The 26038-nt window shown below is 43.2% G+C and carries 26 protein-coding genes and 2 tRNA genes; 4 read left to right on the forward strand and 24 right to left on the reverse strand.

Annotation, left to right across the window (positions count from 1 at the left end):
• Positions 1 to 29 precede the first annotated feature (29 nt).
• The 13 genes from ilvN to A3IK_RS0112330 all read right to left on the reverse strand — a co-directional run bounded on the left by ilvN (position 30) and on the right by A3IK_RS0112330 (position 11495).
• Positions 30 to 524: an acetolactate synthase small subunit gene (gene ilvN, locus A3IK_RS0112265; RefSeq protein ID WP_026220948.1), complete on the reverse strand. Its 495-nt coding sequence runs from the start codon at positions 522 to 524 to the stop codon at positions 30 to 32.
• A 2-nt stretch (positions 525 to 526) separates the two neighbouring features.
• Positions 527 to 2227, reverse strand: coding sequence for a biosynthetic-type acetolactate synthase large subunit (gene ilvB / locus A3IK_RS0112270; RefSeq protein ID WP_020560281.1), 1701 nt, complete (start codon positions 2225 to 2227; stop codon positions 527 to 529).
• A gap of 264 nt (positions 2228 to 2491) precedes the next feature.
• The gene (locus A3IK_RS0112275; RefSeq protein ID WP_020560282.1) at positions 2492 to 3247 is read right to left on the reverse strand and encodes an HIRAN domain-containing protein; all 756 of its coding nucleotides are present in this window, start codon (positions 3245 to 3247) and stop codon (positions 2492 to 2494) included.
• Positions 3248 to 3250: 3 nt separating this feature from the next.
• On the reverse strand, positions 3251 to 4171 hold the full coding sequence (locus tag A3IK_RS19375) for a HipA domain-containing protein (RefSeq protein WP_020560283.1): 921 nt from the start codon (positions 4169 to 4171) through the stop codon (positions 3251 to 3253).
• Positions 4172 to 4610: 439 nt separating this feature from the next.
• Positions 4611 to 4687 (reverse strand) — tRNA-Met (locus A3IK_RS0112290).
• 50 nt (positions 4688 to 4737) lie between these two features.
• A complete protein-coding gene (ychF, locus tag A3IK_RS0112295) occupies positions 4738 to 5829 on the reverse strand; it encodes a redox-regulated ATPase YchF (protein ID WP_020560285.1) in 1092 nt (363 codons plus the stop codon).
• Between the two features lie 27 nt (positions 5830 to 5856).
• Entirely contained in the window at positions 5857 to 6429 is a 573-nt protein-coding gene (pth, locus tag A3IK_RS0112300; protein ID WP_020560286.1) for an aminoacyl-tRNA hydrolase, read from the reverse strand.
• Between the two features lie 15 nt (positions 6430 to 6444).
• Positions 6445 to 7017, reverse strand: a complete 573-nt coding sequence (locus tag A3IK_RS0112305) for a 50S ribosomal protein L25/general stress protein Ctc (protein ID WP_020560287.1) — start codon at positions 7015 to 7017, stop codon at positions 6445 to 6447.
• 71 nt (positions 7018 to 7088) lie between these two features.
• Positions 7089 to 8057, reverse strand: coding sequence for a ribose-phosphate pyrophosphokinase (locus tag A3IK_RS0112310; protein ID WP_211209445.1), 969 nt, complete (start codon positions 8055 to 8057; stop codon positions 7089 to 7091).
• Positions 8058 to 8078: 21 nt separating this feature from the next.
• Positions 8079 to 8153, reverse strand: a tRNA-Gln gene (locus tag A3IK_RS0112315).
• A complete protein-coding gene (gene ispE / locus A3IK_RS0112320) occupies positions 8154 to 8996 on the reverse strand; it encodes a 4-(cytidine 5'-diphospho)-2-C-methyl-D-erythritol kinase (RefSeq protein WP_020560289.1) in 843 nt (280 codons plus the stop codon).
• Positions 8997 to 8999: 3 nt separating this feature from the next.
• The gene (gene lolB, locus A3IK_RS0112325) at positions 9000 to 9695 is read right to left on the reverse strand and encodes a lipoprotein insertase outer membrane protein LolB (protein ID WP_020560290.1); all 696 of its coding nucleotides are present in this window, start codon (positions 9693 to 9695) and stop codon (positions 9000 to 9002) included.
• A 39-nt stretch (positions 9696 to 9734) separates the two neighbouring features.
• On the reverse strand, positions 9735 to 11495 hold the full coding sequence (locus A3IK_RS0112330; RefSeq protein WP_020560291.1) for a tetratricopeptide repeat protein: 1761 nt from the start codon (positions 11493 to 11495) through the stop codon (positions 9735 to 9737).
• A 124-nt stretch (positions 11496 to 11619) separates the two neighbouring features.
• Here A3IK_RS0112330 and hemA point away from each other — a divergent pair, with 124 nt between their 5' ends.
• From hemA to prmC, 3 genes are read left to right on the forward strand one after another with little or no spacing between them, the layout of a single operon-like run.
• The gene (hemA, locus tag A3IK_RS0112335; protein WP_020560292.1) at positions 11620 to 12900 is read left to right on the forward strand and encodes a glutamyl-tRNA reductase; all 1281 of its coding nucleotides are present in this window, start codon (positions 11620 to 11622) and stop codon (positions 12898 to 12900) included.
• Positions 12901 to 12903: 3 nt separating this feature from the next.
• Positions 12904 to 13986, forward strand: coding sequence for a peptide chain release factor 1 (gene prfA / locus A3IK_RS0112340; RefSeq protein WP_026220950.1), 1083 nt, complete (start codon positions 12904 to 12906; stop codon positions 13984 to 13986).
• A complete protein-coding gene (prmC, locus tag A3IK_RS0112345; RefSeq protein WP_020560294.1) occupies positions 13983 to 14837 on the forward strand; it encodes a peptide chain release factor N(5)-glutamine methyltransferase in 855 nt (284 codons plus the stop codon). The genes prfA and prmC overlap by 4 nt, the downstream gene beginning before the upstream one ends.
• Positions 14838 to 14850: 13 nt before the next feature.
• Here prmC and A3IK_RS0112350 read toward each other — a convergent pair whose 3' ends face one another.
• The 6 genes from A3IK_RS0112350 to A3IK_RS0112375 form a co-directional block, all read right to left on the reverse strand.
• Positions 14851 to 18201 carry a PilC/PilY family type IV pilus protein gene (locus tag A3IK_RS0112350; RefSeq protein ID WP_020560295.1) on the reverse strand — a complete coding sequence of 1117 codons (3351 nt, stop codon included), beginning with the start codon at positions 18199 to 18201 and terminating at the stop codon, positions 14851 to 14853.
• A 44-nt stretch (positions 18202 to 18245) separates the two neighbouring features.
• Entirely contained in the window at positions 18246 to 18722 is a 477-nt protein-coding gene (locus A3IK_RS20435) for a type IV pilin protein (RefSeq protein ID WP_020560296.1), read from the reverse strand.
• Between the two features lie 86 nt (positions 18723 to 18808).
• A complete protein-coding gene (locus A3IK_RS0112360) occupies positions 18809 to 19297 on the reverse strand; it encodes a pilus assembly PilX family protein (protein ID WP_020560297.1) in 489 nt (162 codons plus the stop codon).
• A gap of 6 nt (positions 19298 to 19303) precedes the next feature.
• On the reverse strand, positions 19304 to 20164 hold the full coding sequence (locus tag A3IK_RS0112365; RefSeq protein ID WP_020560298.1) for a PilW family protein: 861 nt from the start codon (positions 20162 to 20164) through the stop codon (positions 19304 to 19306).
• Positions 20165 to 20166: 2 nt separating this feature from the next.
• Positions 20167 to 20712 (reverse strand): type IV pilus modification protein PilV, encoded by a 546-nt coding sequence (gene pilV / locus A3IK_RS20440; protein WP_020560299.1) that lies wholly within the window; start codon positions 20710 to 20712, stop codon positions 20167 to 20169.
• 196 nt (positions 20713 to 20908) lie between these two features.
• Positions 20909 to 21097: a hypothetical protein gene (locus A3IK_RS0112375; protein ID WP_020560300.1), complete on the reverse strand. Its 189-nt coding sequence runs from the start codon at positions 21095 to 21097 to the stop codon at positions 20909 to 20911.
• A 179-nt stretch (positions 21098 to 21276) separates the two neighbouring features.
• Here A3IK_RS0112375 and A3IK_RS0112380 point away from each other — a divergent pair, with 179 nt between their 5' ends.
• Positions 21277 to 22179 (forward strand): formylglycine-generating enzyme family protein, encoded by a 903-nt coding sequence (locus tag A3IK_RS0112380; protein ID WP_020560301.1) that lies wholly within the window; start codon positions 21277 to 21279, stop codon positions 22177 to 22179.
• Position 22180: 1 nt separating this feature from the next.
• Here A3IK_RS0112380 and A3IK_RS0112385 read toward each other — a convergent pair whose 3' ends face one another.
• The 5 genes from A3IK_RS0112385 to A3IK_RS0112405 all read right to left on the reverse strand — a co-directional run bounded on the left by A3IK_RS0112385 (position 22181) and on the right by A3IK_RS0112405 (position 26038).
• Complete coding sequence (locus tag A3IK_RS0112385; RefSeq protein WP_020560302.1) at positions 22181 to 23524, reverse strand: dihydroorotase; 1344 nt, start codon at positions 23522 to 23524, stop codon at positions 22181 to 22183.
• A gap of 27 nt (positions 23525 to 23551) precedes the next feature.
• Entirely contained in the window at positions 23552 to 24046 is a 495-nt protein-coding gene (folA, locus tag A3IK_RS21365; RefSeq protein WP_020560303.1) for a type 3 dihydrofolate reductase, read from the reverse strand.
• A gap of 3 nt (positions 24047 to 24049) precedes the next feature.
• The gene (locus A3IK_RS21370; RefSeq protein WP_040849178.1) at positions 24050 to 24526 is read right to left on the reverse strand and encodes a ClpXP protease specificity-enhancing factor; all 477 of its coding nucleotides are present in this window, start codon (positions 24524 to 24526) and stop codon (positions 24050 to 24052) included.
• Positions 24523 to 25152 (reverse strand): glutathione S-transferase N-terminal domain-containing protein, encoded by a 630-nt coding sequence (locus tag A3IK_RS0112400; protein WP_020560305.1) that lies wholly within the window; start codon positions 25150 to 25152, stop codon positions 24523 to 24525. Before A3IK_RS0112400 ends, A3IK_RS21370 begins: the two co-directional genes overlap by 4 nt.
• Before the next feature lie 82 nt (positions 25153 to 25234).
• A complete protein-coding gene (locus A3IK_RS0112405) occupies positions 25235 to 26038 on the reverse strand; it encodes a cytochrome c1 (RefSeq protein ID WP_020560306.1) in 804 nt (267 codons plus the stop codon).

The raw sequence follows: 26038 nt of genomic DNA on the forward strand, positions 1-26038 counted from the left end.
ACTTCCTTAATTGAGCTAAGAGCAAGGCATTAAGCGTTTAATGCTATAGCACCACGCGCAATCCCCATACTACCGGAGCGAACCACTTCCACTACACGCAGCTCATGCAATGCCTGTAAGAAGCCATCTAGTTTGCCCCGACTGCCAGTGACTTCGACCGTATAGGATTTTTCACCCACATCAATAATACGTGCGCGGAAAATGTCAGAGATACGTTTAACCACATCACAAGCACCTTGTTTTTGCACGTCAATCTTGACTAGCATCATTTCGCGCTCAATGTGTGGGTAATCGTTGAGATCCATGAGTTTGACTACATCAATCAGCTTATGGAGCTGTTTAGCGATCTGCTCTACAATTTCATCACTCCCCATAGTGACCAGAGTCAGGCGTGATAAGGTTGGATCATCCGTCGGCGCAACAGTCAGAGACTCAATGTTATAACCACGGGCTGAGAATAATCCCGCTACCCGTGATAGCGCACCCGCTTCATTTTCCATCAGAATTGAAATTACATGTCGCATGGCTACACCAATATCATTTCATTATGACCAGCACCGGCTGGAACCATAGGATAAACATTGTTCTCCGCCGAGGTAATGAAGTCCATAAAGACCAAGCGATCTTTCATTGCCATTGCCTCTCTGAGAGCACCCTCAACATCACCCGGCTTTTCAATCCGCATACCCACATGACCATAGGCCTCTGCCAACTTCACAAAGTCAGGCAGTGCCTCCATATACGACATGGAGTAACGTTTCTGATAGAAGAACTCTTGCCACTGGCGCACCATGCCTAAATAACCATTATTGAGGGTAATGATTTTAATCGGTAACCGATATTGTAAGCAGGTAGCAAGTTCTTGAATACACATCTGAATACTGCCATCGCCGCTAATACAGGCCACCGTGGCATCAGGATGAGCAATTTGCACCCCCATCGCAGCCGGTAAGCCAAAGCCCATGGTGCCTAGACCACCTGAATTAATCCAACGGTTAGGTTGATCAAATTTGTAGAACTGTGCAGCCCACATTTGATGCTGGCCTACATCCGAGGTCACAAAGGCATCCCCACCTGTGACTTCCCATAGTTTATCCACTACATATTGAGCAAGGATAGGGCCGTCCATTTGTTGGTTATAACTGAGGCAATTAGTTTTACGCCATTCGTTGATCTGCTTCCACCAATCAGTAATCTGCTGCGGATCAACACCTTGCTTACGACCGCGTAATTCCTCAATTAAATCTGCCAGTACATTTTTCACATCCCCTACAATGGGAACGTCGACTTTCACATTCTTAGAAATGGTCGCCGGATCAATATCTACATGAATAATCTTGGCATAGGGGCAGAATTTTTCGATATTACCTGTCACACGGTCATCAAAACGTGCCCCAATCGCCACAATTAAATCCGAATCATGCATAGCATGGTTGGCTTCAAAGGTGCCGTGCATACCCAACATCCCCACAAACTGTGGATCAGTCGCAGGATAGCCCCCTAAACCCATCAGGGTATTAGTAATCGGGAAGCCTGTTAAACGGGTAAACTCGGTCAGCTCCTTAGCAGCTCCAGCCAAAATAACCCCACCGCCGGTATACAGCATAGGACGCTTAGCTTCAAGCACCAGATCAATCGCACGGCGTACTTGGCGCTTATTTCCTTTAACTGTAGGGTTATAAGAACGAATACTGATTTCACTAGGATAACTAAACTCACCCGTCATTTGGGTAATGTCTTTAGGAATATCCACTAAAACAGGCCCCGGACGTCCGGTACTGGCAATATAGAACGCTTTTTTAATAGTAGGTGCTAAATCCTCAAGGCGAGTAACAAGGAAATTATGCTTCACACAAGGACGCGTAATACCAACAATATCAACCTCTTGGAAAGCGTCATTCCCAATCAGAGCACGAGGTACTTGACCTGTGAAGACCACCAGTGGCACGGAATCCATATAGGCATCCGCAATCCCTGTGACGGCATTGGTTGCACCAGGGCCTGAGGTCACCAGCACCACGCCTGGCTTATTGGTCGATTTAGCATAACCTTCGGCTGCGTGTACAGCCCCTTGCTCGTGTCGGGCTAGAATATGATTGATTTCGTTTTGCGCTTTATACAAGGCATCGTAAATGTACAACACGGCTCCACCTGGGTAACCGAAAACGGTATCAACACCTTCTGCCTTCAGACACTCTACGAATATCTCGGCACCGGTCAGTTCCACTCTTTTCTCCTGATTAGGATTCGTCAAACAAAGCATTAATAGTAAGGATTGGGCAGTTTAGCACAGTAAAAGTGCTTTAGTGAGCCACACGCACTATTAAGAAAAGACTCGAATCATAATACGAATCAAAGGGAAATTCATCATTCAAAAGGGATAATTGCGGCAACGCACAATGGATTATGCGCATCAACAGCAAAAAGCCCTAGCAAAAGACAATAACAAACCGAAACCTAAGAGGTTTGTGATACTCTTACCAATTTTTAATCAAGCTGCATTTTGTACAGTAGCTACAGGCTGATAATGGTCAGTATCAAAGGGTTTAAAACCGTCAACCCATACACAACGCAACTCGCATTGCAACATAAATTGTAATGGTGCATCCACATTCACTCTAGCTACAGAAAGTTGCACCTGATCCACTCCAGCACTCTTTAGTAGCTTATTAAAATCTTCCACTAGAAAGTTAGGACAGTAGCCCACCACCTCTAAGGGATTATCAGTTCTAATAGCTAATGCGTCAGGGTTATGCAAATTTTGTACATCTCGCATTAGATAAAGTCTATCACTCGCCTTTAAGCTTTTTAGGCGACCATCATAATGCTGCGGAATATGGCGCAAACCATGAGCAAAGAAACGAACTCTGTAGTAACCATCCTGATTTTCTGGGCAGGGAAATAGTTGTAAATCGTCTGTAGCTCTACCACCTCCTGATAACTCCAACTCCATCATATCATTAGTAGTATTAGGGTCTAAACCTAACCACCCCAAATACTCCTTATACTCAGGACGCGACTTGGTAAGCAGTCGGTTTTTAAAGGTTGGAAAAAGCTGTTCAGACACATAGGTCTTACCAAACTCTCGTAATGCACCGAAAGGCAAAAACTCCCCTCTATTATGAGCATGTTGAGCTTCTTGGGTATAGTAAAACTCATAGCGACTATTAGCATAAGTAAGTCTACCCACAGGCAACCACCTACGGCTAACGGGGTTTTGCCAGAATAATAGTAAAGGTTTACTCATGGGCTAAGCTCTCATACCTAGTAAGGTTCTTTTGTTTTCCTGCAAGTATTGTACAGTAAAGTCTATGGTAGCCTGACTTAACCAACCAATAGGAAACTGATCAAAAATAGTGAAAATCTGATCAGCTGTTATCGACTCTAATTGATCAAACCAATTCCTCATAACTTTGCCTTTCTTGGCTAACATCATTGCTTGATTCAAGGCTTCCATCGTACCTAATCGCCTACCATCATTAGCAAAGAATGGGGTTTTAGCTTTAGCTGTGTAGGCTTGTAGATTATAGCCTTTATCGTTGGTAAGAAGCCGCTTCCCTCGTTCTGTGTCGGTCATTCGGCAGGCTAAACTAGATGCATGGTCATAAGAAGGAGATAGATACAAAGAAAATCTTTCATTTTTATGAGCCAGAATAATGCCCCAATTTTCATCATGACGATCTTGATTACCAATCCAAGCATCGAATAATAAATAAGCAATAAATAACTCTGTAATACCTGATACTTTGAAGGGACTACCCCAATCATCAGGCAAGCTTACAGAACCATTTTCAAGCATAGTAATGAAATTAATAACAGTACTGAGTTTATATTGTCGTAATCTAAAACGGTTTTCTCGATCATACTCAGAGGCATAGACTTTAGCCAAAAGCTCATTACCATGAACTAAATATAAAGCTTTAGCAGTAAGGTTATAACTAACAACTGCCTGTTTTCCCTTAAAAGAGGCTAGATCATAGGTGGCACAAGGAATTCCTAGTAATTTTGCCAACTCGCAAGCCGCTTTTTCAGACCAGTTTTCACCTGTATTAGGCCTACCAAATTTGCATAAATGTTTTTCCCCTTCAGGGGTGACGAACCAGAACTTGGATTTTGTCCCTAATTGCTCCAGTTCATCAGCCTGGGTAATCTCTATAACGGGATAGAACACTCAAAGCTCCTAAAAATAGAATTCGGATTATTGACGATCATAATTCAACTAATATCTAAAGAATACTTGAGACATGATGGTAGTGTAGCGAAAGAATTGAAATACTACTTACTCAATATGCTACAAAATGGCTGAAAAGTAACATGATCTAGAGAGTTCAGAGAGTCTAAATCACCATTATTAAAACGCCATGACTTATAGCCGGTGGGTTTGACCACTAGGTACAGACTTGCATCATCACTAAGGCTGTATTCCTTCTCTTTAGGTTTTAAGCTCTTAAGTATTGAATCTGTTAGTTTTTTATGCGTTTTCATTGCTTCGTCTCTGAGTGATGCCTAAAAGCAATGGATAACACAATGTTTTCGATGGGATAACCTGAGACAATCTGAAACACAAAAGCCCCTACAGATTGCGGCCTGTAGGGGCTTTCATAAAATCTTGGTGGCTACGGTTGGATTCGAACCTACGACCCCAGCATTATGAGTGCTGTGCTCTAACCGACTGAGCTACGTAGCCAAGAGAGGCGCAAATCTTAACGGGAGCTGGCTAAATTGTCAAGACAGACCTTATACATTAAAGCGAAAATGTACTACATCGCCCTCGTGTAAAATATACTCCTTACCCTCTAAGCGCCATTTACCCGCATCTTTCGCGCCCTGCTCGCCTTTGTAGGCAATAAAATCAGCATAAGCAATCACTTCAGCACGAATAAAACCACGCTCAAAATCGGTATGAATCCGCCCTGCGCCATTCGGAGCGGTTGCCCCTTTATGCACCGTCCACGCTCGTACTTCTTTCACACCTGCTGTGAAAAAGGTTTGTAACCCTAGTAAATCATAACCAGCACGAATCACCCGATTTAAACCGGGTTCGGTCATACCCATCGTTTCTAGGAATTCAGCTTGCTCCTCAGGCTCTAACTGAGAAATATCAGATTCTAATGCGGCACAGACCGGAACGACTTGAGCTTTTTCTAGCTCAGCATGAGCGCGTACTTGATCTAAAAAGGGATTATTTTCAAAACCATCCTCAGCCACATTCGCAATAAATAATAAGGGCTTCACCGTAATTAAATGTAGCTCACGAATAGAGGCTAACTCTTCAGCATTTAATCCCGCAGAACGTACCGGATTACCATTCTCTAAATGAGTCGCCAGCTTTTGCATGGTTTGTAATTGTAATACGAGGTCTTTAGCACCCGATTTAGCCGCACGACTGACTCGATTCATGGCCTTATCAATCGTCTCCATATCCGCCAGAATCAACTCATTATTGATCACGCGAATATCACTAAGAGGCTCTATTTTACCCGCGACGTGAATAATATCGTCATTTTCAAAACAACGAACCACCTGAGCAATCGCATCGGTTTCACGGATATGGGCTAAAAATTGATTACCCAAGCCCTCACCTTTTGAGGCACCCGCGACTAGGCCTGCAATATCCACAAACTCCATCGTGGTCGGTAAAATACGCTCCGGTTTTACAATCTCTGCGAGTGCATTAAGACGCAGATCAGGCACGGGAACCATGCCCACATTGGGTTCAATGGTACAAAACGGGTAATTTTCAGCCTGAATACCGGCCTTGGTTAAGGCATTAAACAGCGTTGACTTACCGACATTTGGCAATCCGACAATGCCACACTTGAAACCCATGTTCTTAATCCTCTTTCAAACAGATGCCTACGTTCTACCATGCAATTGTTGCATAGCATTTTGCATATCACCTGCTGTAATTAATTCAATACTATCCGCTGCCGCATCAATGGCATTGGTAATTGCAATACTATCGTTTAAGGAGGGGGCTGATAATACATAATCATGTACTTTATTTTTATCGCCGGGATGACCAATCCCCAAACGTAGACGCCAATAATCTTTGGTCATATGGGCGTGTAAATCACGCAAACCATTATGCCCACCGTGACCTCCGCTATGCTTTAAGCGCACGGTTCCGGGATTTAAATCTAACTCATCGTGTGCAATCAGTACTTGTTCGACAGGAATACGATAAAAATCTGCTAATTGCCGTACCGCAACACCACTTAGATTCATAAAGGTAGTGGGTTTAATTAACCAGATAGGCTGATTTTTAACGACAATACGACAGACTTCGCCAGAAAAGCGCTTTTCAAAATTAAAACTGGCGTTATAGCGTCGAGCAAGCTCATCTACAAACCAAAACCCGGCGTTGTGCCGGGTTTTGTCGTACTTCGCGCCCGGATTGCCTAAGCCAGCAATTAGCTGGATAGTCATTCCTTAATCACTCAATTAGTGAATAGCCGCTACCGCTTGATCGTGATCTTGACCTAACGTGAGTTGAGGTAAAGTCACACCAGCGGGTAATACTAGATTTGATAAGTGCAGGATTTGGCCTTTTTCAACATCTTGCATATTCACTTCGATATAAGAAGGAATATCTTTTGGTAAGCAAGAGACTTCAACGTTGTTTAATAATTGATTCAACGCGCCGCCTTGAACTTTCACACCTGTTGAAGTTTCAACATTAATGAAGTGTAACGGTACACTTACGCGAATTAAATGATCCGCTTGGATACGTTGTAAGTCAGCATGCATCACCAATACTTTAGCAGGGTGACGTTGTAGATCACGCAATACTACCGTCTCAATCGTACCGTCCACATCTAGCGCGATTAATTGCGAGTAGAAACCTTCATCTTGTAGATTACGTACTAGCTCATTGTGATCTAGAGTGATATTTAAAGGCTCTTTACCTGCACCATAAACAATGGCAGGTACTGCACCAGTGTGACGTAGGCGGCGGCTCGCACCTTTGCCCTGATCGGCACGTTTGGTAGCTTTTAAAGAATAGGTTTTAGACATGGTTAACTCCAAAGATTAAATAAACGGGCTAACTCGCGACCAAATTAGCCCGCACCTAATTAATAGTTCAATTAGGCTTCTTCAAATAATGAACTCACCGAGTCATCTCGGTTAATTCGTAAAATTGTTTTAGCTAATAATCCAGCGACGGATACTTGGCGAATCTTAGAACACTTACTCGCCTCATGACTCAATGGAATGGTATCGGTGATAACCACCTCATCGATCACTGAATTTTCAATATTTTTAACCGCATTGCCGGAGAAAACAGCGTGTGTTGCATAAGCGCATACACTTAAAGCACCGCGCTCTTTCAATGCCGCCGCCGCATTGCACAGGGTTCCGCCCGTATCGATTAAATCATCGATCAAGACACAATGACGCCCCTCTACATTACCAATAATATTCATCACCTCGGCCTTATTCGGCTCAGGACGACGTTTATCGATAATGGCTAAATCGGTATGATCACCTAGATTTTTAGCCAGAGCACGCGCCCGCACGACCCCGCCAATATCGGGTGATACCACTAATAGGCGGCTATCGGTTGCGACTTCTTTAGCACGTAAATCTTCCTCTAGCACAATCGAGGCATAGATATTGTCTACGGGTAGATCAAAGAAGCCTTGCACTTGCTCGGCATGCAGATCAATGGTCAACACCCGATCCACATGCGCCGTTACAATCATATCAGCCACTAATTTAGCGGAGATAGGTACACGGCGGGAGCGGACTCGACGGTCTTGGCGAGCATAGCCATAATAAGGAATTACTGCCGTAATACGACCTGCGGACGCACGATAGAGTGCATCTACAATAATCAGTAATTCCATTAAATTATCATTGGTGGGAGTACAGGTAGATTGCACCACAAAAACATCACGACCACGCACATTTTCTAGCAATTCAACATGCACTTCACCATCGCTGAAGCGCTCTGCTTTAATTTTGCCAAGGGGGATACCGAGGTGGTCAACGATTTTGCTGGACAGTTCGGGGTTTGAGTTACCCGTAAACACCATCATTCTATCGTCGGACATGAAGAACTCGCAGTTGGGAGATGGCTGGGCTGCTAGGATTCGAACCTAGGTATGCTGGAATCAAAATCCAGTGCCTTACCGCTTGGCGACAGCCCATCAATTGAGTTTTAGTTGAGTCACTAAGGGTGATTGTTTGACACCTTTAGCTACAAAAGTATCCCAAGTAGTGGATAACTTTTGTTGTACTTGGTCTGCTGCTATTTGAGAATCAAACTCAGCAAACACACAAGCACCAGAACCGGTTAATCTAGGCTTTGCATATTGACTAAGCAATTCAAAGACTTGATTAATGTTAGGATGCTGCTCCCGAACGATGGATTCAAACACATTTTGCGTTACCCCGTTCAAGAAGGTCGCCATTGTGATGGGTTCGCAGTTTCTTGTCAAGCGTGGATTTAAAAAAATTTCACGGGTTGCGACATGAGCATCGGGTACTACCACTAGATACCAACGTTCGGGCAAATCAATAGCGGTTAATTGCTCACCAACCCCTTCTGCCCATGCGGTATGCCCTAGCACAAATACGGGGACATCTGCCCCTAAACGTAAGCCTAACTCGGCTAATTGCTCAGGCTTTAAACCACACCGCCATAATTGATTCAGCCCTACTAAAACGGTGGCAGCATTAGAGCTACCACCACCTAAGCCGCCCCCCATAGGGAGGCGCTTATTAATCACAATATCTACCCCAAATCTCGTTTGGCTCACCTGTTTTAAAAGCTGAGCCGCACGAATCATTAAGTCTGTTTCCTCTGGTACTGATTCATTACCCGCTACACGCCTAAGTTTGCCATCATCACGCCGTATCAGTTGAATACTGTCGCCATAATCTAAGATCTGGAACAGCGTTTGGAGCAAATGATAGCCATCGGGGCGTCGCCCAGTAATGTGCAAAAACAGATTTAATTTTGCCGGAGCAGGTAGTGTTAAACGATCCATGGGTTAATAACGAGTTTGCCAATCGCGCGCTACCACCTTCGCACGTATTTGCTCTGCAGCACGCTCTAAAGACATTTTAGTCGGTAAAGCACTCGGTGAACGACTTTGATAACCCGTATAAGTCACTACCCAACCCTCTTGTTGTAAGGAGGTAGGACGCCCTAAGTTATCCAGTTGTAATGCTTGAATTTCAGACTGAGGGGAGGCAATACCACGCGTCCAATAGCGTAAACCACTCACCGGCAAGCTAATACCTGTCCGTTGCTTTAATAAACGCTCAGCATCCGAGTCTTGATACTCTTTCCCATCGGCAGCTTTAAGATTCACGACACTACCAGAGCTTTTCAAATAGGCCATGACAGAGCCGGTCAGCGGATTCTTAATATTCATTTCATATTGATCATTACCTTGTTGTAACCAAGATAAGCTAAACGTCCAGCTTTGCTGCTTAACCTGTAACCCCACCTTACCCTGCATACGCCACGCAGACATGCGATTAAAAATCTCATTGCGTTGCGCCCACATTTCTTTCGGTGTACCTGCTTTAATCGTGGTCGCCACCGCCACTGCAGGCACAGACACAGGTGCATCATAGGCAGCAGGTACCGTTAAAGGATCCGTTGCTGATAAAGGAGTCGTTTGCTGTGCGCAGCCAGTTGCCAATAAACATGCGCCAAGCGCTAAAAGGCCATTTCTCATGAATTCATCCTGAACAATTAATCAGTTAACAACTATAGACTACTTTAAGCCCACTACACGTTTGTTGGCCTCGGCTAGTAATTTATTATTAGGATACTTGTTCATGAGGTCGGCTAGCAATTTTTTTGCTTCCTCCGTCTTACCTCGTGCATGTAACACTTGGGCTAAATGGCTACCCACTTCAGCATCAGGCAACAACTTAAAGGCTTTACGCAACTCGGTCTCAGCACTCTCTAACTCATTGAGTTTAAAAGCCACCCAGCCTAAGCTATCCATAATAGCAGGATCCTCTGGATTTAATTTTGCTGCCTTTTGAATCATTTCTTGAGCTTCTTTATAGCGCTGAGTATTGACAGTCAATAAGTATCCTAACGCATTTAATGCAGGGGCATTATCGGGATTATTACTTAAAATAGCCTTTAAATCTTGCTCTGCCTCCGTGATTTTCCCCATTTTTTCATAGACTAAGGAGCGCTGATAGAGCGTATCGGGGTTATTAGGGCGTAATTTATCGGCTTTAGTGAGTATTTCCGCTGCCTCTGGATAACGCTCAGCATCTTGTAATAATTGGGCTTCTACACGGCGTACATCCGCTTGTTGAGCCTCATTAAGATTCAATTTACTCGCCTGTTCCGCTAGCCACTTTAAAGCAGAATCTAGCCCTGACTTGGTGTTTAATAAGGCTGCCGCTCGTACCATAGCCTCATTGGCAAAACGACTATTAGGTAAAGCTTGCTCATACACTTTGAAAGCATCATCTGGACGATTTAGCCCCTCAAAGATCTGCCCTAGAAAATAATTGGCATCATGGCGACGGCTGGGGATTTCCAAGAGCTTTTTAATGAGTGGCTCAGCAAAGGTATATTCTTTTTGCTCTAGATACAGTAACCCTAAGGTATAATACGTATTATCATCATCCGGTTGAGACTCATATAGCTCTTTAAAAATAGGCATAGCCTCAACACGACGCTCTAACATAACCAGAGTACGCGCATAATCCAGTTTTAATTCGTATTCTTTAGTCGTTTTAATAAAGGGTTCTAATATTTTTAAAGCTTCTTCCGGTTTACCTTGGCGCAGGTAAATCTTAGAGCGAATATAAGCGGCTTGTTCTTTCTCAGCAGCAGAACCTACTCTATCAATCTCATCCACTAAGGCTATAGTATCGGTATCACGCTCTAATGTCTGGGCTAAATGAGCCACTGCAACTTTCACCGCAGGCGACTTATCTATTGTTTGGCTATAACGTTTAAATACCTCATACGCGGCTTCAGGCCCTGCCTCTAAGGTCAGGGTTGAGAGAATATACTCAAACCCATGCCCCGATTTTTTATTCGCGGCATCACGTAACCAAACGACATCTTCTAACGCTTTGTCATACTCTCCAGCTCGTGCGCGTACAATAGCTCGTGCTTGATAGACATCCATAGAAGTAGGCTTGGCTTCAGCCCATTGAGTAACAAAACGTTCCGCTAATTTATTATCCCCTGCCTCTATAGCAATCTGAGCTGCTTCTTTAGAAATGTTAATATCTTTGGTATTTCCGGCAACAATGGCATAGTGTTCTAAGGCTTGTTCTATTTGGTCTTGTTGTCGATACAGCTCTCCTACAATCAGATGAAACATATTTCTGCTGCGCTCAGAGCTAAAATTCAGCTGAATCGGTGCCTCAGGCGTTTCTTGCGCGGAATCCTTGACGGGATCTAGTGCAAATACCGTTGGGGTTGTTAAAGCGCCTCCGACTAGCGCTAAAGCGAGCATAGTGTGATATAAGCGACGCGATAATGATGTTGGTGACATATCATTCCCTAGTGTCTTGCGACACCCAAATGTTTAGATATATTAATACTTTAAGGGCATGGCGCAACGAATTGCCTTGTAATCGTGTATAACGTAGCAGAAAATCGGCGATTCGGAAAATTAAATGTACCAAAGTGCCTCTGCTTCCATGACTATTTTTGTGATCGGCGTCAACCATAAAACAGCTCCCGTACAATTACGTGAACGAGTGGCTTTTACGCCAGAGCGTTTACAACAAGCGCTTAACGAAGCCCGACTCCTCACCACAGAAAGTTTAATTCTGTCCACCTGTAATCGTACTGAACTCTATGTAGTGGTTTTACAGCCTGAACAAGTCAAAACTATCACCCAATGGTTTGCTAATTTCCATGGTATTACCCTGAATGAGCTAAAACCTTATCTCTATACCTATGATACAGAACAAGCCGTACAACATACCCTACGGGTCGCTTGTGGTTTAGATTCGCTCATTTTAGGTGAGCCGCAAATTTTAGGGCAGTTAAAAGATGCGCTCAAAACCGCGCACCAAGCCCATACCACGGGTAATCAACTCAATCGCTTACTTCAACATGCGTTTACGACTGCTAAAAAAGTTCGTACTCAAACCAATATTGGAGCCAATCCAGTCTCGGTCGCTTTTGCAGCAGTGAGTTTAGCCAAGCAAATTTTTAGTCATTTTGAGCGTCAAACCGCCCTATTAGTAGGGGCAGGTGAAACGATTGAACTCGTTGGCAAACATTTAGTAGCCAATAATATTGGTACGGTGATTATTGCTAATCGTAGCCTGCCTAAAGCACAAGCTTTAGCCGAGCAATTTCATGGGACGGCGATTCCTTTAAGTGCTATTGCGGATTACTTACCGAAAGCAGATATTGTTATTTCCTCCACGGCTGCACCCTTACCTATTATTGGTAAAGGTTTAGTGGAACGCGCTCTTAAACAGCGTAAACATCGGCCCATCTTTATGGTGGATATTGCTGTACCGCGCGATATAGAGCCTGAAGTCAGTGAATTAGATGATATTTATCTCTATACCGTGGATGATTTACAGTCGGTGATTGAGGAAAACCTACAGTCACGACGAGAAGCGGCGGCTCAAGCGGAAGAAATGGTCGTCACTGAGGTGAATACGTTTGCCGAATGGCTACGCGCTCAGCAGCATATGCAGTTGATTCGTTACTATCGTCAGCAAAATGACCTGATGCGCCAAGAAGTATTATCTAAAGCTAGACAAATGTTGGATAATCAGCACCCTACTGAAGAAGTACTAGAGTACCTCGCCCATACTCTTACCAATAAATTAACGCACGCCCCTACCCAAGCCCTCAATCAAGCGGCTCGTTTGGGGGATTATGCTCAACTGGAATATGCACGTAAGCTATTCAACTTAACTGATCGTGATTAAATCGTGAAAGATTCTATTTTGCACAAACTCGAAAGCCTCAGCGAACGCTATAGTGAGATCGCCTTATTACTAGGTGAATCTGAGGTAATTAATGACCAACAACAATTTCGCAAACTGTCGATTGAATATGCGCAGTTAGAGCCAGTCGCCCTCGCGTTTCGTACCTATCAGCAAACACTAGAAGATATTGAAACTGCAAAAGAAATGATCGATGACCCCGAAATGCGGGAAATGGCCTATGAAGAACTCAATGCCGCTAAAGAACGTATTGCCCCACAAGAATTAGAGCTACAGCGCTTATTGCTACCTACTGATCCCCACGATCACAGCAATGTATTCTTGGAAATTCGTGCCGGAACGGGGGGCGATGAGGCGGCTATTTTTGCGGGAGATCTATTCCGCATGTATTCGCGCTATGCCGAACAACGCCGTTGGCAAGTCGAAGTGGTCAGTAGCAATGAAGGGGAACACGGCGGTTATCGTGAAGTCATTGCCCGTTTAATTGGCACGGGAGCCTATTCACGCTTAAAGTTTGAGTCAGGAGCACATCGGGTGCAACGGGTGCCTGAAACCGAATCACAAGGACGGGTACATACCTCTGCCGCAACGGTCGCGATTTTACCTGAAATTGATGAAGTCGAAGCTCAAGACATTAATCCGGCTGATTTAAAGGTAGATACCTATCGTGCCTCCGGTGCGGGGGGACAACACGTTAATAAAACCGATTCTGCCATTCGGATTACCCATTTACCTTCAGGCTTAGTGGTGGAATGCCAAGACGAGCGTTCGCAACACAAAAACCGCGCCCGTGCTATGTCGCTATTACAAGCCCGTTTATTAGAGCGTGAGCGTCAAAAACAAGCGGCTGAACAAGCCGAAACTCGTCGCAATCTAGTAGGCTCCGGTGATCGTTCGGAGCGTATTCGTACCTATAACTTCCCACAGGGGCGGGTGACAGATCACCGTATTAATCTCACGCTTTATAAGCTCGATGATGTGATGACGGGTTATTTGGATGATGTGATTGAGCCATTGGTGAATGAGTATCAGGCTGATCAATTAGCTCTGCTTGCTGATGAGGCATGAGTAGTTTAACGATTAAAGCAGCGCTACAAATGGCGGTGAGCGCACTTTCACCTAGAGCTGAAAGTGCCCACTTAGACGCGGAGTTATTACTGGCACAGGTATTAAATAAACCACGGAGCTATTTATTTACTTGGCCTGAGAAAGTACTTAGTCCAGAGCAAGCACAGCACTTCCAAGCACTCCTTCAACAACGCTTACAGGGGCATCCCATTGCTCATTTAATCGGTCAGCGTGAGTTTTGGACACTAGACCTCATGGTCACTCCAGATACCCTCATTCCCCGCCCTGAAACTGAGCTATTGGTAGAATTAGCTTTAGAACGCTTACCTCATGACCACGTTTGTAAGGTATTAGATCTAGGCACAGGTACAGGCGCTATTACCTTAGCACTCGCTAGTGAGCGTCCTTTGACACAAATCACAGCCATTGAACGCAGTGCTCCCGCTTTAGAGGTCGCTAAGCGCAATGCTGAACGCCATCAGCTTACAAATATTCAATTTCTCCAATCGAGTTGGTTTGCTGAGCTAGCGCAAAATTCGGCTAATCGTTTTGACATGATCGTTTCTAATCCGCCCTATATTGCCGCCCATGACGAGCACCTCAGTCAGGGAGATGTACGTTTTGAACCCTTAACAGCACTAGCCGCAGGTCAGGATGGATTGGATGATTTAAAGATTATTATTCAACAAGCCCCTGCTTACTTAAGTACTCAGGGGTGGTTACTAGTTGAACATGGTTATGATCAAGGGGTAGCTGTGAGGGCTTTATATACTCAGGCAGGGTTTCAAATGATTAATACTCACACCGACTTAGCCGGACATGACCGTGTAACGTTGGGTCATGTCCGTTGAAACACCACTGTAGCTAGTGACCGCTATTGGTATTGGGCGAAACATCCTGGTTTAACCAATACATTCTTGGCACAATCTTAGATAAATCAACACTTTCAACTAATTTATCATTAGATTTAGAGGTATTGTTTATATCCAAAAGCGGCAAACTTAATTTACCGACTCTTACCTCTACTATCTGCTGGCAATCGCCTTGTACACAAGCACTGCCATCGGCAGCGGTGGGCTTTTTAAACACTAACTGTGGTGACTCAAGCACATCCCCGCCCTTAATGACCAAAAACTTATTTTTGCCCTCACCATCACGATCTAAGTCGGCTACCGCATCACCCGTCATTAAATCTAAGACATAAGCGCGAGAGGTGGTGGTCAATTTAGAACAAGCCTCCGCGACACTCGCGACACCGTCTTCATCGGCTACGGCTAAGGTCGTGAAAATGATTTTCCCCATAAAGGTCAGCGCCTTAGACATACTCTTTTCGCCATTAAAGGCTAAAGGCATATACCACCCTTTATAGTCACTCTCTAAGAAAGATTTACTACTCAAATTCTTTTGCGGCATGACATTCACATCTTCCTTCAGAATAGACGCACCCTCTGGGCGGGCGGTGTAGACATAATCATCTTTTAACACATAAAAGCGATCCGGGATTGCTGTACTCAATGGGTGCATTTTATAACCGCTGCCTAAAGCCAAGGTCAATATGGGTTTCCCCTTACTCATTTGCATGGCCACATCTGGCTCTGCGAAAAACATGCGCCGACTAATTCCCTGTGTATTCCCACCTAAATCCGCTAACTTAGATACCTGAGCGGTGTAACTACCTCCATCGGTTGAATAAATATCGGCTCGCCATACATAGCCCCCCGTATCGGCAAAATACAATCGATCTAGTGAACCATCCCGATTCAGGTCTAAAACTCGAATATCACCGGCTACACTATGCTCTAAGGTTGCAGCACTATTATTTTTTAATGACCACAATAATTTACCTGTTAAAGCTTCCACAATATAAACATCTAATCCCTTTTGATCGGGGAGGCGTTTAGTAATGTCCTGCTCATCTTTACGAGCATCATAACCAGCACCAAATACTAAAACAGGTTGATTTTGGCTAACACCTGTACTTTGGTTAACTGCTTTTAGAGCTGCTAAAGCCGGTTTACCCCACGTTTCTCCCAGCTTTTCAAAGCCCGCCGTATTATGATCAATATGCCACTTTAAATAAGGCTTATCTGGATTCGTAACATCTAATACATAATAGTGACTACCACCTCGGCCTAAACCAAAAATGGCATAAACCCCTTCATCATGCCCCGTACTAGAGTTAATAACTCCATCATTATTGACATCATTTACCCAAATACGGACTTGGCCATCTACACCATATACATGCTTTAATCTTTCATCATTATCAAAAAATACTCCGATATTTTTTAATAAACTATTAGGCATAAAGGCCCAGCGCTCTACCCCAGTTTCAGCATTAAAAGCATGGAGAAAACCTTCATTAGAACCTACGAATACCGTTTTTTCACCAGTTGCATAACTATAGATAACGGGCTTAGAGTGAATAATATCACCCATATGTTTACGTGCTACCTCAGAAATTTCGCCAGTCTCTTTTTTAGCAAAACCTCTGATAAATTTAATATATTTAATACGCGTCGCATCATCAACAATCTTCATACAAGTTGTATTTGTGATTAACTCACTCATTCCACCTGCTGGCATGCCTGTGTGATATTGTCCATCACAATCATACCACCATAGATTGGTATAGCTTTGCTGTGTTAAGTTTAGGTTACTTAAATCACCTAAGCTCGTTTTGGCACTCACCGTTCGACTTAATAGGCTTTTGGTAATCAACGCATTTTCTTCATTAATAAGAGATAAGCCTTGATCACCTAAATCAGTCCACAAATTTCTCTTATTAGGATCTAATAGGCTGGCTGCACCTCCTAAAGTGACATCATTGCCACTCGGTGCTGTACTCCACTCATCTTGAGCATCATCGGCAAAACGCCCATCCTCACTCTCACTCAGTGCTGGCTTACTATTTTTTCCTATTATCTTAGTTTCTTTTACACCATTAGTCGTTACTTCAGATAATTTAAACTTACGTAAATTACCGTTCCATAATGGCTTAGTAGAACTATCAAATACCGGAATAAATATCTCATCACCACTGGCTAAATTATTAGAAGAACTTAAGGTATAGGCAGGAGAACTCACTGAGAGTGATTGCTTTTCAGCAGCCTTAATAATACTTTGAAAAGCTTTGGTAAGCTCCTCAGCATTATTAGCGGTATAAAATGCTCCATTAGGTGAGGCTAGATTCTTTAAATAATTTTTAGCCGCAGCATCTTCTAAACCAAAGCCAATGGTAAAAGTTTCAATCGCTTGCTTGCCCTCAATACTCGCAGATTGATCATTTTCTGATAGATATTGCGTTAATTCACTACCACACTCACCCATACCGAAGAAATCTGGGGATGTTTGACAAGTTTTGGTATTATTAAAAATCTCGGTTTTTATTTTATCTTTAACTGCATTTTCTGAAGGTGCGCCATCAGTCATTAATACAATAAAATTTTTCTGGCATATTTCAGCAATAGGAGATTTATAGCTCGCAAAACCATTAGCTGCTGTACACTCTGGGTATAAACACATGCTTAACGGTAAGCCTTGATAGGTATATAAACTACAATTAGTTTTAGTTGCAGGACACCCTCCCCGCTCATTTAAACACCATACGTTTTGTGTAGTGCTACAGCTAATAGCCCCGCTATAAGTAGAGGGGTGGGCTGCTCTTAAAGCTGTGGACGGTAAAAACCCAGCATTAGGGGACATACCTCTAAAATATAATACCGCTTCATATAAAGCATCGACTAACGGTGTACCATTAAACTCTACCCATGAATTAGCAATAGTCGCTAAATAATTACGTACTGGAGTTCCTTGTGTGATATCCGGTAAATTATCAGAACTTTGATAATCTTTAACAATAGCATAAGCATCTGCATCAATAGGGCTAATTGGAAATGATACTCCATTGGCTTTCTCATAAATACCATTACCACCAAAGCGCATCACACCTACATTAATATCACTCGAAGCACCAGCTAAAGCTTGTTGTAAAGACTCCTGCATTACTTTCATGCGGGTCTTTCCGCCCGAACCAGGTACAGAAACTAACATACTGCCGGAGTTATCTAAGACAAATAATACATTAGCAGCATCATTTTCAGCGGCATTACTGGTGAATAACTCTATGGGATCTGCTGATACAGTATTTAAAACAAAACTGAGTAGTAATACTAAACTACTCATTAAGTTTTTAACAGCAAAGCGCTTTTTCATACTACTACCTTTTAAAATTATTATTTTAACTATGAATAATAGTCTTAACGCCAGCAACTACTGGTAGAGTCGTTCTTCTTTTTATCTTTAGCTGCTTTTCTTCCTTGACTATTAATACTCAACTCTTGACAAGTTTCATCTTTAGCTTGTCCCGTTGGTTGGCTGCTATCGGTATTAGGTACAGCAATAGCATCAAAAGATTGACATAATGTCGTGCTATTACCTGAGCAATTACTAGGTAATACGGTCATACTAATATCATAATTTTTTTGCCCACTATCAATCGTTGTATCGCTATAACCAAGCTGGGTTAAGTCTCTAGCATAACTACGATTACGAATGAAATACTCACCCTGTAATTGTACCACCTCATTTAAGCTAATAAAGGCATCGGTACGATTTGATTTTTGTACACTACTGAGATAGCTGGGATAAGCGAAGGCGGCAATCACTGCAACAATCACCAATACTATCATTAACTCTATTAAGGTAAAACCTTGTTGTATTTTTAACTTTTTCATCTAACACCTAGTTATTATAGTGATGAGTGTAATGTAGTTATTTTATATTTTTAGATTAAATAAATAATTTAGATCAATAATACTATTTAATTATTATTTGCCGAGGCGGGAGTAAAACGCATCACACCTAAAGCATGAGTGCTTTTAGCCCCTGTTCCTGCTACCCTAGCATTCACCTCAATATCAAATAAACGACACTCATAATCATCTGCTTTCATTGAAGTGCTCATCGCTAAGTCATTTAACATATTACAGCTAACTTTTTTACTCATCATTATTGTAGCATCTGAGTTAACCGTACCCTCCATCGCGCGGTCTTCAAACTTCCCCACTAATTCTTTTTCACCTTTTAATTCAGCAGCCCTATTTTGGTAAAACAAATCAGTGGAGCGCTCAATCGTTGACTCGGCAGCTTGATAAGACAGGGTGCGAAATATTTCATTCCCCGCGATATTGATATCGGTAGTAGCCATTTTAGCTCCAACGACCCCTAGTACGGTCATCACTAACAAAATGACTAACCCCCACATTAATACTGAGCCTTGCTGTTTTAGATGTGAGCTGAATAAAGTCATGATTATTTAACCCTCAAGATTCCTAAGGCGAATAGTAGTTTTATAAACAGCACGTCGATAACGATCAGTAAAAACAAATGCTTTATCTAATAAAGTAAAAGATTCTTGTTGTGCAGTAGGGTAAAAATAATCACGTGATCTTACTAATAGGGCAACTTGAATAGTTTTAATGCTATTCCACAAGTCTTCAGTATTGACTTCGGTAGCCGTTAAATAGCGATCCGCTACCCTATCGCCATCGGTATCAATACCATAATTAACTTGCATTTTTTCAATGCCCTGAACAACTGCTACAGAAGGACCTAATGAGCTTTGGCAATATAAAAGAGGAATTTTGTCATTTACATTATTTTCCTCACTATTTGTTTTAACTACAAAGCTATTATAAATAAAAGTGATATTATCGCTAGCAAGTGTATTAGAGGTATTACAAGATGTTTTAAAGCCGGTACAAATAAGGTTTTCATCTAGATCATTTTCAGCACAATCGGTGTGAATACGATCATCTGGCCTAAAGCGTATGCCAACTATATCACTCTCTTTACCTGATCCATCTACACTAATTTTTACGTTATTAGCCGAGTTGACACTATTACCACTAATCGTGTTATTAGAATTTAAAACATAATCCGTCACTGGCATACCCGTTATTGAGGCATAGCCCGCATGCTCTAAATGCCGACGTAAAATATCAATGGCACTGCGAGCACTTTCATCCATCACGACTAATTGTTCACTATCGCTATAACTACGCTTACCTGCCATATAAACGGTTAGTATTCCCCCTAATATGACAATGCCAATCACCATACTAATCAGTAATTCAACGAATGATAAGCCGGTTTGCTGAGATCGAGTAAGTCCCATAATTAAAAGTTCCTTACCATAATTTGCAGGGATAGATCAAAAGGCTGAAACTCACTTGTTTCTGCTACATCCGTTGTACCTTTATTATTTTTAGTGATGATGCGCTCCTGCCACTGAATGCTGAGATTTAACCCTTGACCACATCCTGCTGGGCAGGTAATGCTCAGTTGACCATTAGTAAGCGAATTTCTAACCCCAATACTCCCCGATCCATCGCCACACATGATTTGGGCGAGATCTAAAGCCGCAATCTCACTAGGATTGCAACTTTCACTCTGACAGGTATTAGCAGGAGCAGTACCACAATCGGTCAGAGGGGCGGGCGTTTCATAATTCCCTGCTTTAGCACCAGTGAAGTTATTCCGTATTCGGGCGGCTAGGTCATTTAGTAAGAGAGTGGCTTGCTGTTTTTGACTAGAATTATGTACTACTTTGAGATTAGCCACTTGCATACTAGCCAATCCTAGTAAGCCCACGGATAATATTAATACTGCGATGAGCACTTCGAGCAGGCTGAACCCCTGCTGTTGACTATTATTACCGTACATAGTGTGTCGTTATTTTATTATTAGAGTGATAAGGCCAATATCTAGTCACTAACCAATTAGTAGCTAGTCTATAAATTATATTAATAATCCAGTTCTATGCTAGCGTAGCATACTATGGCTAAAAGGTTAATTTCCACTTATAAACGGAACTACTTTTGATCTGACAAAGGCCACACTTAGTCCAGCAGAGGTTTGACTAATGAATATGCTTTAAAAAAGCTTGATCAGTAGGCAAGACACCCTCACAACGAATCAACAATTCTAGGCGCTGTCCTAACTCTCCCAACTCATTACGGTAGAGCATTAACCCTTCGATTAATCGTTGTGTGATGTTGCCGTTGCTCTCCTGAGTATACTCAGCAGACGGTTCTACGACTTGGATCATAATCTTTTCCCCATTAGACTATATTTCCATCAAATATAGATGATGCTAACCTAAATTACTGGTGAATAGTTACCTAAAAAAGGTGATACATTCAATATCATTGGTTAATGTTATAATTAAGCCCGGTACTATTCCACGCACTGTAATATTCTATTGTTAAGATTTAAGGTTTTAAGGACATGATGACCGCTCTCACCTCCCCTCGGATGTTCCCCTCTCACTCCACGCCAGACCCTACCTTACTGGCTGATCATCTCAGAATATTACAGTCTCAAACCGCTCAAGCACATGGCTTAGATACAGTTTTTAGGGATCATTTTCAGGATGGTTCAGGGCATAGCCCGCTAATGGTTGTCATTCCAGCAGGCTTATTAGAAATGGGTTCTAGCGCCGAGGAATACGGACATCAACCCCACGAAGCCCCCGTGCATACTGTTCAATTAGCTAAACCCTTTGCTATCGGACAGTTTCCGGTCACTGGGGCTGAATTTGAGCAGTTTAAACAAGAAACCGGCTGGTCTTTACGGCCTGAATTGCTGTGGTATGGCGGTCGATATCCTGTTATCAATATTCGTCTTGAGGATATTCGCCTCTATCTAGAATGGTTACAGTTTCGTACCGGTATCAAATATCGCCTCCCCTCCGAGCCAGAATGGGAATATGTCGCCCGTGCGGGTACCCAAACCCCCTTTTACTTTGGGGAAACCGTGAGCTGTAAAGAGGTGCATTTTAATCCTAACTTCCCCTATGAAGAGGCTAAGAATAAGCAGCGCTGGTTTTTCCCCCGTTGTTTAATGAGTGTTAGACCTAGTGAGGTAGGGATTCGTGAGCCGAATACGTGGAATGTCTATGATATGCACGGTAATGTGTGGGAATTTACCAGCAGCCACTGGACTCGATCACATTTAAACGCTCATCGTGATGGCTCTCCCTCGCCAACCGCAGACCCCCATTGGTATGTCACTAAGGGCGGCTCATGGTTTGATGGTGCCGTACATGCGCGGAGTGCCGCACGTAAAAAACGTTATTTCGATGAGTTAGATACTAATCTAGGCTTCCGCCTCGTGCGCGATCTAGACTAATCTAGCTGCGGGTAAACTCAAGCGCGGTGCCAGGGGCAACAGTGGGCATAAAGGCTCCCTCATACCAAACTAAAGTACCATTCACAATCGTAGCGTCAATGGTGCTCCTAAACTCCATCCCGAAGTGTGCCGTCCAGCCACAGTGATAATAACTATTACTATGTTCCGCGATCCAAGGCTTACTAATATCCACTAGGATTAAATCCGCCCAATAGCCCTCTCGAATAAAACCGCGCTCTTGAATCTGAAATAGCTGTGCGACTGTGTGGCTGGTTTTGTCCACAATATGCTCTAAGCTAAATAAGCCCTCATGAAAGCCCTCCAAGAGAGAAGGTAAAGCATGTTGCGTGCTCGGAAAGCCAGAGGGAATATTAAAATAACTAGGCTCATTCTTTTCGCTTAGGGTATGGGGAGCATGCCCAGAGCTAATGCTATCAATACGCCCCTCTAGTAAGCCTTGAATCAAAGCGGCTCGATCAGCACTCGTTTTAATGGCAGGGTCACACTTTAATAATGCGCCACGTAAGGCATAATCTTCACTACTAAATTGTAAATAATGTGTACAAGTATCAGCCGTAATCCGCTTATCCGTACTCGATCCTACATCAAACAACTCTAGCTCTTTTGCGGTGGAAAGCTGTAACACATGTAGTCGTGTTTTTAATGAGCGAGCTAACCCCACCACCATAGACGAGGATTTGTAGCAGGCATCTTCACTTCTAATCAGCGGATGCAGCTCCATAGGAATAGTATCGCCATAAATACTACGATAACTTTCCTCGTTTTCTAAAATAGTCGGCATATCCTCACAATGCATGGCTACCAAAATCGGCGCATGTTGAAAGATTAGTGCCAAACGATCAGGGTCATCTACCACCTGATTATGCTGAGAGGAGCCGGTTAAGATCTTAATCCCACAGGCTAAATTCGGGTGTAGTGCTTTAATAGTTTCCAGATTATTATTTGATGCCCCTAAATAAAAAGCATAATTCGTCCAACACTGTCCCTGCGCGAGAGCCTTTTTACCGATAATATCCTCTTCTGTAAGCACATAGGGTACGGTATTGGGCATATCTAATACGCTGGTAATCCCACCGGCTATGGAGGCTCGACTTTCTGAGGCTAGTGTGCCCTTATACGTTAAACCCGGCTCACGAAAATGCACATGACTATCAATCATACCCGGCATAAGAAACCGTCCGGCAGCATCAATAATTTGATCGGCTTGATAATGGGATAAATTAGAGCCTATTTTTTCAATGCGGTGATTATTGATATACACATCGCCTTGGCTGATGAGTCCTTCATTAACGATATTAGCGTTCAGGATAAGTATCGAGGCCATACAATGCACTCTATATGTTGAGGGGGGTTAGGATAGACGATCTAAAATAGTAAACGAGCATGCTAATGATTGCTCATTTAAGGGGGAACAATAAAGACTAAATTGGGAAACCCATTCTTGAGGATTAATAGCAGGGAAATAGGTATCACCATGAGTGTGGGTATGAATAGTGGTTAAATACAAACGCTGAGCCAAAGGCAAAGCCTCACGATATAACTCACCTCCCCCAATAATCATCACCTCTGGCTCATGAGCCACTAATGCTAACGCTTGCTCCACAGAATGAGTCACTGTAGCACCAGCTAATACTAAGGACGTTTGACGTGTGACCACAATATTATGCCGCTGTGGGAGTGCGCGTCCTATTGAGTCCCACGTTGCCCTACCCATAATCACGGGTTTATGGAGGGTATTTTCTTTAAACCAACGCAGATCAGCAGACACACGTCCATGCCATGGCATTTTACCTTGCCAACCTATCACACGCTCAGGGGTCATCGCGACAATGAGCGAAAGCAGCATAGGCTATTTCACGACACGTAAAGTGGGACGTGTACGTGGAGGAGTAGGATCATTGCTATCCTCGGTTTTATGCCCCTCTACCACTTCTAAACGTTCAGTGGCACTTTCTTTCGCTTTTGCTGGCTCTTCCATACCGTATTCAGAATCATAGAAACTTGCACCTTGTTGATTCTCACGCGCATAAATGGCTTTAAGCGCTGGCATCGGTAAATAAACGGAAAAAGAAGCTCCATTAAAACGAGCGCTAAAGGTCACCGCATCATTATCCATATGTAAGGAATGCACCGCCCCTGGGCTGATATTCAGCACGATGCTACCATTTTTTACATACTGACGGGGAACGACTACATTCTCATAATTGGCATCTACCAATACATGAGGTGTTAAACCATTATCGACAATCCACTCGTAAAACGCCCGCAGCAAATAAGGGCGTTTTGGGGTCATAGTCGGCTCATTATTAGGGTTGTGCGTACTCATGGGCGTATCGACTTTTCAATTTTGCTAAGCGACTGTTGGAAAGCATCGCGTGAAAACACCCGATCCATATAACGTAAAATCGGCTTAGCTTGTTTTTCAGGTACATCAATGCCGTACTTAGGCAAACGCCATAAGATAGGGGCAATGGTGCAATCCACTAGCGAAAACTCATCACTCAAGAAATAAGGCTTAATCGCAAATACTTCCACCGCAGATAATACACTCTCGCGTAAAATTTTACGGGCTTGAGTCACTTCTTGTTGATCACCGTGTTCAATATCCTGAACCAATGAAAACCAGTCACGCTCAATCCGATATAAGGCTAAACGCGAGTGAGCACGGGTCACTGGATCCACTGGCATTAACGGAGGATGAGGAAAACGCTCATCTAAATACTCCATAATAATGCGGGCATCATACAACACTAGATCACGATCAATGAGTGTAGGAGTCGTGTTATAAGGATTCAGTTCGGCTAGGTCTTCCGATTTATCGTTAGGGCCCAAGTTCAAAACATCATAAGTAATATCTTTTTCTGCTAATACAATGCGCACACGATGACTATCCGCCGAGTCAGGTGACGAAAACAATGTCATTACTGACCGACGACTGGATAACGAAGCCATTAATAAACTCCCTACACTACCTAAAGTAAAAAGGCTACCTTGGATTTAACCAAGGTAGCCTATATGTTATACCAGACTGTTCCTAATGAACATCCTTCCAGTATTCTTTCTTCAAGAAGTACGCAACTACCCCAAAGAGCACCATAAACAATAAGACAAAAATACCAATCGTTTTACGGTGTAATTGTGCGGGTTCTGATACATACACTAAGAAAGCGGTGATATCTCGAACGATCTGATTGTACTCAGGGCCAGAGATTTTACCGGGCTTCATATTGACTAAGTGCTCAGTACAATGCGGTGCCTCAGCATGCGCCCCATCAGCCGCTGCTTTACCCTGTTCGCCACCGGCAGCAGGAGTACAATTCTTCTCAAGTTTTTGCCAACCCTGTAATTCCCATAAGACATGTGGCATACCCACATTGGGGAATACCGTATTATTCACCCCCATTGGGCGAGTGGGGTCGACATAAAAGGCTTTGAGATAACTGTAAATCCAATCACCACCGCGTAACCGTCCGGTTAAAGACAAATCAGGAGGTGCTGCACCAAAGCCCTCTTCTACGTCATCAGGACGCATGGCATTCACCATATTATCCCCAACCTTACTCATTTCACCATCTTTACCACTCGTAAAGATGAGGTTTTCTTGGACTTGTTTATCTGTCAGTCCCGTATCGGCAGCAAGGCGGTTATAACGGCTAAAGGCTACTGAATGGCAACCCATGCAGTAGTTCACAAAATACTTCGCACCACGAATGACACTTTCTTGATTGTGAACATCGATATTGGCCTTATCCAAAGGTACTGTATCCCCTGAGGCCAACAAAACCTGACTAAATAGAGCGGCTGTTGATAAAACAATACCTGCTAGAAGCTTTTTCAT

It is taken from the genome of Thiofilum flexile DSM 14609, assembly GCF_000380185.1.
GTDB lineage: Bacteria > Pseudomonadota > Gammaproteobacteria > Thiotrichales > Thiotrichaceae > Thiofilum > Thiofilum flexile.